14 protein-coding genes are annotated in these 12,792 nt (G+C 47.6%); all 14 read left to right on the top strand.

Annotation, left to right across the window (positions count from 1 at the left end):
• Positions 1-77 precede the first annotated feature (77 nt).
• Positions 78-1,205 carry a deoxyribonuclease IV gene (locus tag ACQ76X_RS19980; protein WP_438495602.1) on the top strand — a complete coding sequence of 376 codons (1,128 nt, stop codon included), beginning with the start codon at positions 78-80 and terminating at the stop codon, positions 1,203-1,205.
• A gap of 47 nt (positions 1,206-1,252) precedes the next feature.
• Positions 1,253-2,149, top strand: coding sequence for a formyltetrahydrofolate deformylase (purU, locus tag ACQ76X_RS19975; protein ID WP_038587070.1), 897 nt, complete (start codon positions 1,253-1,255; stop codon positions 2,147-2,149).
• A gap of 299 nt (positions 2,150-2,448) precedes the next feature.
• A complete protein-coding gene (locus ACQ76X_RS19970) occupies positions 2,449-3,240 on the top strand; it encodes a hypothetical protein (protein WP_438495601.1) in 792 nt (263 codons plus the stop codon).
• Between the two features lie 17 nt (positions 3,241-3,257).
• The gene (locus ACQ76X_RS19965; protein WP_438495600.1) at positions 3,258-4,322 is read left to right on the top strand and encodes a hypothetical protein; all 1,065 of its coding nucleotides are present in this window, start codon (positions 3,258-3,260) and stop codon (positions 4,320-4,322) included.
• Positions 4,319-5,902 carry a hypothetical protein gene (locus ACQ76X_RS19960; RefSeq protein WP_438495599.1) on the top strand — a complete coding sequence of 528 codons (1,584 nt, stop codon included), beginning with the start codon at positions 4,319-4,321 and terminating at the stop codon, positions 5,900-5,902. The genes ACQ76X_RS19965 and ACQ76X_RS19960 overlap by 4 nt, the downstream gene beginning before the upstream one ends.
• Positions 5,903-5,915: 13 nt before the next feature.
• Complete coding sequence (locus ACQ76X_RS19955) at positions 5,916-6,965, top strand: hypothetical protein (protein WP_438495598.1); 1,050 nt, start codon at positions 5,916-5,918, stop codon at positions 6,963-6,965.
• Positions 6,966-6,976: 11 nt separating this feature from the next.
• Positions 6,977-7,846, top strand: a complete 870-nt coding sequence (locus ACQ76X_RS19950) for a hypothetical protein (protein ID WP_438495597.1) — start codon at positions 6,977-6,979, stop codon at positions 7,844-7,846.
• Positions 7,847-7,905: 59 nt separating this feature from the next.
• Entirely contained in the window at positions 7,906-8,115 is a 210-nt protein-coding gene (locus tag ACQ76X_RS19945; protein WP_438495596.1) for a hypothetical protein, read from the top strand.
• 6 nt (positions 8,116-8,121) lie between these two features.
• Entirely contained in the window at positions 8,122-8,265 is a 144-nt protein-coding gene (locus tag ACQ76X_RS19940) for a hypothetical protein (RefSeq protein WP_156130821.1), read from the top strand.
• 15 nt (positions 8,266-8,280) lie between these two features.
• Positions 8,281-8,661, top strand: coding sequence for a hypothetical protein (locus ACQ76X_RS19935; protein WP_038587089.1), 381 nt, complete (start codon positions 8,281-8,283; stop codon positions 8,659-8,661).
• Positions 8,662-8,681: 20 nt separating this feature from the next.
• Positions 8,682-9,179, top strand: coding sequence for a hypothetical protein (locus tag ACQ76X_RS19930; protein WP_438495595.1), 498 nt, complete (start codon positions 8,682-8,684; stop codon positions 9,177-9,179).
• A gap of 498 nt (positions 9,180-9,677) precedes the next feature.
• Complete coding sequence (locus ACQ76X_RS19925) at positions 9,678-10,277, top strand: hypothetical protein (protein ID WP_438495594.1); 600 nt, start codon at positions 9,678-9,680, stop codon at positions 10,275-10,277.
• Position 10,278: 1 nt separating this feature from the next.
• The gene (locus ACQ76X_RS19920) at positions 10,279-12,549 is read left to right on the top strand and encodes a hypothetical protein (RefSeq protein WP_438495593.1); all 2,271 of its coding nucleotides are present in this window, start codon (positions 10,279-10,281) and stop codon (positions 12,547-12,549) included.
• Positions 12,543-12,792 (top strand): hypothetical protein (locus ACQ76X_RS19915; RefSeq protein ID WP_438495592.1); only part of this gene is annotated, 250 nt, incomplete at its 3' end. The genes ACQ76X_RS19920 and ACQ76X_RS19915, both read left to right, overlap by 7 nt.

Raw genomic sequence — 12,792 nt, 5'->3', positions numbered from 1 at the left:
CGCGGGAGCTTGCCTAGATTTATTTTCCCGATCACGGTAGAATAAGGGTTAATTCGTGAAGGAAAGAGGGAAAAGGCATGCTGAAAATAGGTTCACATGTGTCCTGCGCGGACAAGGGTCTCCTGAGCGCGGCCAATGAAGCAAATGAGTACGGTTCAAGCTCGTTTATGATATATACGGGAGCTCCGCAGAATACACGCCGTAAGCCGATCGAAGCGATGTACCCTGCTGAAGGGAAGCTCGCTATGCAGACTAACGGAGTCGAGGAAATCGTCGTTCACGCTCCATATATTATCAATTTGGGCTCCTACAAGGAAAACACCTACCAATTGGCGGTTGATTTCCTGCAGGAAGAGATCCGCCGTACCCATGCACTTGATGTCAAGCACATTGTATTGCATCCAGGAGCATATACCGACAAGGATGCTGAGTACGGCATTCAGCGGATTGCCGATGGCCTGAACGAGGTGCTTGGCGGTACGAACGAGACAGAAGTACACATTGCTCTTGAGACGATGGCCGGCAAAGGAACAGAGATCGGCCGCAGCTTCGAGGAGATTGCCTCGATCATTGACAAGGTCGTACATAATGAGCGGCTGTCCATTTGTCTGGATACCTGTCACATTCATGATGCCGGATACGATATCGTTGGCGATCTTGATGGTGTGCTACGGAAGTTCGATGAGGTGATTGGCCTGAAACGGCTTGGCGTGGTCCACATTAACGACAGTAAAAATCCGCGCGGAGCGGGAAAAGACCGTCATACCCCGATTGGGTCTGGCTGGATTGGTTTCGAAACGATCAACAATGTGGTTCACCATGAAGCTCTGGCAGGTCTGCCGTTCATTCTGGAGACCCCTTGGATCGGGAAGGACGCCAAGACACTTCGCCCGATGTACGAAGTGGAGATTGCTCTGCTGCGCGGCAATGTGGCTGAACGGTTCGGAGCAGAATTCCTGCAGGAGGTAGAAGAGCTGCATGCTTTCTTTGCCAAGCAGGAGCTGGATTCCCGCAAGTATGTGCTTGATGTGTGGGAGCTGCTGAAGAATGACGCCAAAGCCAAAAAGGCTGATCCGCGTGAACCGCTGGAACGTTTATATGATAATATCGCTTCTGCCGGATTGTTCCCGCAGCTTAGCGAGGAAGCCATCAATCAGCGTTTGATCGCCTGGCTGGCCGGCAGACAAGTTCTCGTGAACGCCTAAGCTAAACTACAGATTTCGCAAGTAGATGAGAGGATGGACAGGGGATTATGGAATTACATGTGAAAAGAGATCATTCATCAGGCGGACAATACCCGAACCGGGCGCGCATGCTCATTTCTTGTCCCGACGGACCGGGGATTGTTGCGGCTGTATCGCATTTTCTATACCAGCACGGAGCTAATATCGTGCAATCCGATCAATATACAATGGACCCGGATGGCGGAATGTTCTTTATGAGAGTGGAGTTTGACTTGCCAAAGCTGGAAGAACGTCTGGAAGAGGTACGGTCCATCTTCGGAGGGGTCGCCGAGCGGTTCAAGATGGACTGGCAAATTTTCAATGTAAGCCATAAGAAGAAACTGGCGATTTTCGTCTCTAAAGAAGATCATTGTCTGGTAGAACTGCTCTGGCAGTGGCAGGCAGGCGATCTGGATGCCGATATTGCGCTTGTTGTCAGCAACCATACCGATATGCAGTCGTACGTTGAGTCTTTCGGTATTCCGTTCCATCATATCCCGGTTACGGCGGATACCAAGATGCAAGCAGAGAAACGCCAGCTGGAAGTCATCGGTGATGATATTGACGTCATCATTCTGGCCCGCTACATGCAGATTATCTCTCCTTCATTTATTGAGCATTACCGGCACCGGATCATCAATATCCACCATTCCTTCCTGCCGGCATTTGTGGGTGGCAAACCCTATGCCCAGGCCTATCAGCGCGGGGTGAAGATCATCGGCGCTACTGCCCACTATGTGACCGAAGAGCTTGACGGAGGTCCGATTATCGAGCAGGATGTGCAGCGGGTCAGCCATAGCGATGATGTGAATGAACTGAAACGCATTGGACGCACCATTGAGCGGGTTGTTCTGGCCCGTGCGGTCAAATGGCATATTGAGGATAGAATCCTTGTTCATCACAATAAGACAGTAGTATTTAATTAATTGAATTCATCCGGTGAAAGCCAGGTGTAATATCGTTGCCAATCCCAGTCTCAATGGGAATACAAACTGTATTGCTATTGTCATTGACGGCAGCATTGGCCTGGCTTTCACCGGAATCCTTTCTCCAGCCGGGAACCTTTATCCCGCAGTTGCCTCTAGATTTGCTACCTCATATGTATAATCTAATAATCTTCTTATTCTCAATCAGGTAAAAAAGCATTTTACCAGCATTTTGGCTACGTATGCCAAAGTGCATTTTGTCATGCGCAAATGACCGTATTTCAAAGGAGGTAAATCGCTTGGGATCACAGCGGGGACATCTGTTAAAACGAAATTATTTCTTCGCCTTTCTTATACTGATCATTGGCTTCGGCGGTCTGCTTGGCTATGATCTCTATTTCAAGCCGTATGTGCTGTCACGGACAGTAGTTAAGGTGAAGGTGGCTGAGGGTGGTTTTTTACCTAAAAATTATGAGCTGAAAGTGGCAGATCTCTACCTGGATTCTGTCCAGACCAAGGATATTCCCTCAGGGGTCATTACGGAAGTCAGCCAGGTGGAACACAAGATAACTAATGTGAATTTGATGGACGGCAGTATCCTGACGGAATCGCTGGTCGATGTCAGTGATTTGGAGCCGCAGCAGGATGAGGGGATTTTCCCTATTCCGAAGGAAGCCATCTTTGCAATCAACGGATCGCTCCGCAGCAGAGACAAGGTGGATATCTATCTGGTGGAAGGGGATCCGCCGGATAAATCCGAAACCGCCACTCCTATTGCTCCCAATGCATCCGGAAGTCCGGCGTACTCTACAGGAGCCATGCCTGATTCATCGGTAAGCAACTCAGCAAATGAGGCAGCCCAGCCGGCTGAGCCTGCCCGTCAGGTTTTCCTCAGCGGTGTCACCGTAAACTATGTCCGTACAGAGGATAACAATGATGTGCTGGATACAGAGAACGGCAACAATAACAACCGCTTTACTTCCACGGGCAAGGTTGCAGCACCGGAACTGAAGCTGAAGAAAAGCGACGGTGAGCTGCTGGGACAATATTTGGAGCAAGGCAAGAAGCTATGGATTGTACGAGTTGAGTAGAAAGGAGGAAGGCAGTCTTGAAAATTTTCAGTCTCGGTATGGATCAGCTAACCATTAACGAAATCAAGCTTGCCGGGTTCACGGTCATCACACAAAGTGTATTGCCCGAAGTCCAACATGCCGAAGGACAAATGCTGATGGTAACAAGCGAGCAGGTACCTGTTACAGCCTTAAGCGGACTTCGCCAAGGATACCCGGGTTCAACTATTTTATATATGTATCTGCAAAAGGGAGTCCGCGGCTATCAGTCTATACATATGTTGTGTGAGAGCCTTGGCATATTCTTCATTCCGCCCCGCTCAACATCATCGGCGGTGGTGGAGAAGCTGCGGTACATTCTGGAGGAGGAACACGAGGAGCGCGGAAATCTGGTCGGCTTTTTCGGATCTGGTCCGGGTATTGGCTGTACAAGTGTGGCCAAGCTGTTCGCCAGGAGGATTGCGGCAGCAGGACTGCGTGTGATTTTGCTCGGTTTGGATTTGTATGATCCAGGCTATGATCCCAAAACGGCCGTAAGTCTGGACAGGCTGCGGCCGCGTATTACCGGCAAGATGCTCCACCCCGAGGATTTCGCAGGGTTGGTTAAGCAGGATGGATATAGCTATTTGCCGGGCAACTTCGATTACTTAAGCGCACAGGATTATCAGGAGGAGGAGATTGAATATTTGCTCACGGAAGCTAGGGCGAACGCAGACCTGGTGGTTGCCGATTTTGGCTCCATTCCTGAAAGTGCCGCGTGGTACGTAGGAATGCAGAAATCAGTGCTCCGGATGATCGTAACCCATCCCAAACACGAATATCGCCTTCAGCCCCTGATGGAACTGGCCGGACACATGGATCTCTATCCGCAGGACTTCCAGTGGATTATAAACCGCAGCAATGTCGAAGAGCTGACCTCGCCTAAGAACTTGGCGCTGCGGTTCGGCAGTGAGATTCTGCTTGAGCTGCCGTATTATCAGCCTTTTCTGGAATCACTGCCGCTTGGCAAAAAGGAGCTTCAGCAGGTAGACGACAAGGTCCACTCACTGTTGGTTAGTCTTGGACTGGCGCAGGAAGCCCGAAAGAGAGGGATTTTTCAATGATCGAATACCGGGAAGAGATGTGGCAAACAGAACAGAAGCCGGGCCAGAAGCAAGATCACAGGAAGCTGCAAGGTAACCTGTACCCTCGTCCGTTTACTGGGGACAATAGTCCGTCCGGTCTTCAGCCGAATAACCGGCACAGTTATCTGGACTCCCATCGGCCCTTTTCGCTGAAGCAGAGTCTGCTTCGCACCAGCAAACCGGGCAAGGAGGACTTTTATAGCTTCCTGCAAAAGATGAAAAACGATATGAACGCCGGACTGGAGCGGGAGGATGACAGCTATTTTGAGCTGAATGGAAAGGCGCTGATCGGTGATCCGCAGGCGGTTAGCTTTTTTATGAACGAGATTGAGAAATACTTGCGCAAAACACCGTTCACCGGCAAGCTTCCGGAGGCATACCGGACCGCTGCAGAGGCGCTTTTTCACGAATGGAAGGGCTTTGGGCCAGCCTACCGCTGGTTCACGGACCGGGCTTACAGCGAATCTACCGGGCTGCAGATGATCGGTAAGCAAATTTTTTATAACCATCGCGGGAAATTTGTGCCTTATCCGTATGAAATGCCTTCGCTTGACCGGGTCGAGCAGCTGAAGCGCTCCCTGCTGAAAAGTGATCCCAACAAAAAGCTGAACAAGGACAATCCTTCGGTAGAGTTCAAAATGGATGATCCGCTCTGGCCCGGACGGTTCATCCGGCTTGCGATCTGGGTGTCGCCCAGGGTGTGGGACGGCTTTACGACCATCTCGCTGCGCCGCCAGGTTGTGGAGTTTCTGGATCTGGAGGATCAGGCCGGTACGGAATGTATTCCTGCCGAAGCAATTGAACTGATCCGGGCGTTGGCCGGCACGTTCCGCAACACGATTATTGCCGGGGCAGTAGGTTCGGGCAAAACCACTTTTGCCAACACGATTGTCGGGGAGCAGCTGCTCGGTTCCACCTCCTGCATGGGAGTGGTGATGATCGAGAAACATCCGGAGTCGATTTTGCCGTACCAGATTAAAGGTCACCGGATCATTCCGATCCAGGCTGCCAACGAAGAGCTGATGGAAGTCGGGGTAGAGTCGCTGCGGCATGATCCCAATATCCTCTATATGACGGAGATGCGCTATAACGAATGGGAGTTTTACCTGTGGAGCGGGGAAAAGGGCTATGACGGCATCACGGGAACCTTTCATACGGTGGATTCGGAGGATATTCCTTATCAGGGCGCTTTTGCCGTGTCCACACGGATCGGAGGCAGTCTGAAGGGACATCTGATCTCCGCGCTGAAGTCCTGTGAGCTGGTGTTTATTCTGGAAAGCGTTCCGGACGGGAAAAAGCGGCTGGCCCGGATTTCCGAGGTTTTTTATGAAGAAGGCAGCAATTCGGTGTTTGCCAATGATCTGATGCGCTGGGAGGAGGAGAAATCCGCCTGGAGCTATAATGACAAGCTGACAACAGCCCTGATGACCAAGATGAAAAAGAAAAATCCGCAGGCAACACGTCTGCTTCTCCATGAACTGGGGCATCTGGCCGCTATGAAACCGATGGAAGGGCCGCTGAAGGAAAGCCTGAAATCGAGGATTGTGTTGAACGAATGAGGGGGCGGAGAGTGTGGAGCTAATCTTTTATATAATCCGCTTTGCTCTTCATGTGCTGGTTGTCTGGGGCATCTGGCTATTAGTGAAGCCGCTTGTGGATCGGCATTTGCGGGAGTTCGGACAAAAAATAGACTATCGGATGAACCTGAGGGTCAGTCTTTTTGGCAAAAAGGTCAGCGGGATCAAAAAAAGAATGTGGCTGTACCGGCATCTGGATGATCTGCTGTATTTCTCACACCGGAAATATGAGCCTGGCCTCAGTGTCATGCGTTTCTCCATGCGGACGGTCTTTCTGTTCACAGCGGTTTTCTTGTCCGGTTTGTTGACGTTAAAAGAGCTGCCGGGACAGATGAGCTTCAGCAATCCTTTTTTGCAGGGGATCAGCTTCAATGAACGGCTGCCGGTTAAAGGTGCTTGGCGCCTTCCATTATTTGTGGCAGCAATCTCAGCGAGCGTTCCCTATTTGCGGATGAGATACACCTATGCCCAGAGAAAAGTGCGCGGAAGCTACGATTTGCTTGATGTCATCAAAATTGCTACCAAATTCACGCATTTATCGGTAGATGCTATTTTGTCCAGAACATCTGATTTCCTGACTGAAGATAATGTGCTGAAGACCCCACTACGCTTACTGGGCGCGGCGTTCGCTAATTACAGCAATGAAAGTGAGCTGAATGAGGAAGCAGCCAGATTCTCCGGGGCGATCGGGACAACCTTCGCTGTAGAATTCGTGTCGGACCTGCTGTATTGCGAGAAGGAAGGCACCCGTTATTTAAAAAGCTCGCTCATGATGCTGAATCGGTCCATGGAGCAGCAGCGGGAGACGATTCTGACGGTAAAAGCCGGTAGCAGGGATGCAATCAGCCTGGGGCTGTACGGCAACCTGATAGTGCTCGTATCCTCTGTCGGAACTTTTATTTACATGCTGAAGCCTGATGTTTATTTTAAGCTGCAGTTTGAAACTTCAGTCGGCATTATTTTTCTGACGATCATTATCTCCGGGCTTTTTATTTCTTTCATCATTAGTACCATTCTCGCCAGACCCAAACTGGACTACCACTAAGGTGATGAACTATGGATAGATTATTGCTATTAATCTCAATACTTGGTGTTGTATATCTCTCGCTATTGGTCTTTGTGAGTAGCAGCAGCAGGCAGGAACGATATGTTCACCGGTTAGGCGTGAAGTGGAAGGCGCTGGGGGAACGTGTGCAAAATGAGCGGCTTCAGCAATTACTGCATGGCAGCGGCCTCTCGATATCTGCAGGCAAAATCACACTGTTTCGTTATTCGGCGGCATTGATTTATTTAGCGGTTCAGGTGACGGGTGCTTTCATCCGTGCAGTTCCCTTTTCTATCTATGATTTGCTGATTGCTTTACTGATTTTGCTCATCACCAGTCCGCTGCGTTATCTGCCGTTTGGCTGGCTGCTCGCTTGGCTGCATCAGAAAGCGCTGATTCAAAAAGACGGTGAACTGATCTCCTTCATCCGCCTCTACGAGAACAACCGGCTGCGCAAGCGGGGGTACATGCAGTTTGGTGCCTTCTGTGCAGGAACGGCCAGCCATTTCCAATACATCCGTCAGGATTTATATGAGCTGTCTGAACGGGCAGTCGATGAGGGGAACGAGCGGGCGATCGAATGGTTCTGCGGTAAATTCCCAGACGGTCATGCTTTTATCAACGATATCCGCTCAATCCTGCTGGCCACGGAGGGGATGGATGACGACACGGAAGCGGCGAACTATTTAAGGGAACAAGGCAAGATCATCACCAAAATCTCCAGCGATCAATATCTCAAAAAATGGTCATTTATCGGCGACGTTTCCGCCATTATCAACGTGATCCCGTCGCTTGCCACTTTCCTGATGATCGTCTCGCTGGCCATGCAGTATATCATGCTGATTAAGGGCAATTTTAACGGCGTAGGGATGTTTCAGTGAGGTTTTTGTTATATTCAAGCATCACTATAAAATATACAATTAAAAGGGAGATATTAACAATGAAAAAAGACGCTATTTCTACTGGACTGTTCATCGCTATCGGATTTCTCTGTGTTGCCATTGTAATTGCCATTTTGGTTCCTTTAGTACGTGATGTGGTCTCTAAGGCAGATGATAACAGACCCGATATCCCCGGTGTAACTATGCTTCAACCTGCCCAGCCGGGGCAAATGGCTCTGGGTGATATTTTACCCCATCAAATGGGTTAAGACGATATGAAAAAAGACTCCATTTCAGTCGCTATGTTTCTGGCTATCGGTTTTGTGATTGCGGGGATCTTTATTGCGGCAGCAACAGACATCATTGGCGGAAGCCAGGACGATATCATTACACATACCAAGCAAGTGGAGCAGTATTAAAAGGGGGCGATAAGTTTGAAGGCAACCGTCCTCCGCGCTTTGTTTATGTGGCTTGTCTTATTCATCATCCTGCAGCCGATCTTTACGTACATCGATTATTTGCTGGATTTGCAGGTCAAAGCCAACACCTCCTATATTACGCAAAAAGCGGCAACAGAAGGCATGGTTACGGCTTCGTTGCGAAGTGAGGTCATTGCGAACCTGAAGGCAGTTGGATTTCCTGAAGCTTCAATTGCAATCACAAGCAGCACTACGAGTGTGCAGGAGCGTAAACAGCGGCTTGATGTGTATGTCACCGCACCGCGGATGAACCTTTTTCCCTATAATTTCTCAGGCATGTCTCAACCGACACGTTATTATGGCCATGGATCGATCATGAGTGAGTATCTTGACTGATTAAGGGATGAATCTAATTTATGGATTATATTATTAAGCTGGCCTTTGTTCTGCTGATTTTTATTTATTCCTGGTTTTTTCAGATCCAGAATCAGGAGTGGGACATGCTGCGCAGCATGCTAAAGGATGCCAACAATATGGCGGTCCACGATGCATCACAGCAACTGAATGAAGCCGCACGGGCACAAGGCCGTCTGATCATCGACCCTGCTGAAGCTTACGCCACCTTCCGGCAGTCGCTTCAGATTAATCTGGGCCTGGATGGCGGCCTCTCCCCCCTGGCAGGCAGCAGGCTCCAGACGCAGGTGAGAATTGTAAAGTTCGACATTGTGGATGAATCGACCGGAGTGAATTTTCCGTTCCTTTACGAAGACAGCGCTCATGGCATCGCCAAATACATACAAGGCCCCTCGGTTATCGCTGTTATCGAGACCAAACATCCGGTGCTGGTCACCAGAGCTAAAATTCAGGAGGCCATTATTGTACCGGCGGTGCAGGAGTATAAGCTGAATGAGTGATTAAAGAACTAGCTAGAGGCTAAAGCAGTGGGGGGATTAAGGAACTGTAGGAGCGATAGCGACCGCCTTTATCTCCGGATTTCAACCGCAAAAAGCGGTATAAATCAAGAAATCCGGAGATAACAGCGTAATCGGTAAGTACAAGATCAACGAACAGGCTTAGGAGAAACAAACCAAGTTTAATTAGAGGAGACGTTAACCTTGAAAAAAGATGCTATCTCAACAGGATTGTTTATCGCGATCGGTTTTCTCTGTGTAGGATCGTAATCGCCATCCTTTTTCCCGTCGTTCGTGACGTTATTAATGATGCGGATGATAACAGACCCACAATACCCGCTGCTATGCATTTTGAGATGATAGATTCGTTGGATAGGGAAGGCCATTTGACAGCTTAACCTGAATAAGACTATTGATGTCTTATCCAGTTCTCTCACAGGTATGATTATCGATCCTGTTAATAGATGCCTTACTAAATATGAATATAAGGGGAAATTCAAAATGAAAAAGACAATGATTAAAGCAGCTTTAGCAGGATCGATGTTGTTTAGCGGGGTATTTGGGCAGGTTGTGGTTACAAACGCAGCAGCAGCAAAACCGGCAGCTACAACTGCTCCAGTTGTAAGGGACAACCTTTCGAGTTTTGGTCTGAAAAAGGATATCGAGCTACCGGTGACTGTGACGGCTGGGGGGGTTAGCTATACGCTGGAGAAAATCATGATTATGGAAACGAAGTCTGCAGCGGCTCAGGCGTTGATTAAAAAATACGGTTATTGGGTTGATGGGAAATACTTTATCTGGACAAAGATTACCATAGCAAATAAAAGTGGGAATATCGTTGAGCAAAATGCTAATAACCTAAGTGACAAGTGGAGAATATCCTTTGGTGACTCTAGTCATTTAATGTTACCTATAACACCAGTGAATACTCTTGGTATTTCTAATAGCAAAGAGGCTCTTGCAGACTGGGGTTTAAAATCGGGTGAAAAACTTAGTACTTATCAAGGATTCTCTTATGATGGTGAATTAAAATATCTATATATAGGAGCTAAATATAAAAATTTCAGTGAATATAAAGATATCGTTCTTAAGGTGAAGTGAAATGAGGAAAATTATTATTACAATTCTTTGTATTATGATATTATCACCGTTTGCAACATTTACTGCACAGGCTGCTGACACGAAGTCCACATCAATTGCAATTCCAATAACAACTGGGTTGACGGGAGCAGCTAATAGCACTAAGTCTTTCACTCTGGATCTTCCCAGTGGAGTAGCCAGCACCTCTATTAAAACAGGAACCTTGAAATACAATGGGAATAATGCTGTGGTCGGAAATATTTCCGTTGTGAACGGAAAAATACACCTCACGCTAAAGGGGAATGAAAGAACAGAATCATTCCCTGTATATGGGTATGAAGATAGATGGGAGAATAATTTTATTTCTAATGTAGGTAATTCAATTTGGCGTTATTCGGACGGTAAGAGATGGCAAATAAATAATTATATACCTGAAAGTAGAACTCAACACACCTTTAATGTAAATGCTGCTGATTCAGCGGTTCCGTCTAATTTTCCCCCAACAACACCTGTAAAAACTTTCTCTGAGCCTGTAAATCCGAATACAGCAACTTGGTTTAGTGCAAGTGAAGAAAAGGTTTCGTTCAGTAGCGTATTACAGTCAAGTATTCAAATTAAACATTTAGATCTACAGGGTGGCTCAGGTACAATCTCTCCGTTAGGCGATAGATATATTGTAGCTTATACAGTACCAACAGCTTTCATTAAGGAAGAGAAGGTTTCAGATGATTTTGATAAAGGCGCATGGGTAGTAGGACGCTTATATCATCTTAAGTTACCATATTATTTCAAAGGAGAAGTCAAAGAAACCACATACAGCTATGCCGGCAATGTTTCCTTTGATTATGCTCTTCAAGAGGGACCATCCCTTACCGGGTTAGTCGTCGTTAACAAACCCGATCCCAATCCGTTCAAGTATGCTAATGCGGATGTGCCGGTCAATTTGACCCTAAAAGGAATACTTTCGGGGTATGAAAATTCCTCTAACATCGCAGAATGGGTGTTTTATGCACAGGAAAAAGAAAGCCCCAGTACGTTAGACACCAAGAAAAATTTTGAGAAAAGTAAAACAAGCAGTCAGGCATTTAGTAAATTTAAGATCCCAAAGATGAAAGTTGAAAACAGTAAAGATAATTATCAGCAGGTTTATGAATTACGGGTTACGGTACGCTTCAGCAAGCCGATTGAGACGAAAGAGGGGAAAATTGATCAGCTCTCTGAAAAGTTAGAGGCTACCGTGGAAGTCTATAAGGGCGAACCCACCGTTAGCTTCCCCCCTAATATCAAAGAACCGCCAACTCCAAAGGGGAGACCTCCTGTAGCTTCCATTTTTGCTAACCCTATCGTTAAAGCCGGGGATGAACTTGTTGCTAATGGCTCGGGATCTTATGATCCGGATGGAGACATTAACGGCTATTATTTCGCATCAGAGGGAGCGAATTTTGTATCCTACTCTCAAAAAGGAGATTTGGCCACCCTGTGGTATCCCTCCGAACGAGTGGGACAAAATTCCATTGGGCTTACGGTAGTGGACAAGGACATGATGATCGACAGTGCGGGTACCTTCGTCCGGGTCATTGAGCCGATTCCGGAGGCGCTCCTGGAGATCGGCGGTACGAAGAAGCAGAATCGCAAGGTGACGCTGATCGACAAGAGTACCAGCCCGAAGCATTATCCAATCAAAACCGATAAAACCAAAATCACTATTTCTGCGGTGGCCGGGGCTGGAGGCAGTAATGCAGCAATCAAGTATAGCGGCAGCTTAAATGGTATATATCAAAAAGATGTTCTATTTAGGGAGCCGGGGTTATATAAGGCTACCATTTATGTAGAGAACACCTTAGGGTATAGCGCAACGAATGAAGTCACCTTTGAAATTGTGCCGGACGATCCTCCGATTATGTACTTCTCCACACCGGGGAGAGTTTACCGCGATCCGCAAAAGGGGAACAAAGCGATAGTCACTCTGGATGATCTGTCCTATTCCCCTGACGGCGATATCATCAGCCGTAGAGTGTGGGAGTACCGTTTTGATTCGGATAACGATAAGAGTTTTGCTGACGAATCCTGGGTGGTATTCAGCGATGCAAATGAGCATCGGCTAAATTTTGAACTTTCGCATGTGGGCAGATATGAGATCCGGCACACGGCATATGAAAGCTTCAATCAACCGACCATTGATGAATTTGTGACAGCAGCAGATCGGAGACATGCCGATTCATCGGATCAGCATATTGATGAGAAAATTGTGGAGGTAGTGAATCTTGGACCCGAAGGGGATTGGACATGGTAAAACGGATCGTAACTGTACTGCTCTGCTGGTTGATGGTCCTTTCAGTGTTCCCGGAAGCTTTTCCGGGAACAGCTAAAGTGAACGCCCTGGATACAAATATTATCCAATATGCAGATGTGATCATACCCGCATGGAGTGATACTTTATCTTATTCCGACGATGAATACGGAATTATAAGAAACGGTACTTTGATATTAGATGCATCTGAGACCACGATTACAAATATAACGTTTAATAAAATCA

It is taken from the genome of Paenibacillus sp. IHBB 3054, assembly GCF_051594305.1.
GTDB lineage: Bacteria > Bacillota > Bacilli > Paenibacillales > Paenibacillaceae > Paenibacillus_AQ.
Note: the sequence above shows the minus strand (reverse complement) of the source record. Positions and strands in the feature narration are given on the sequence as shown.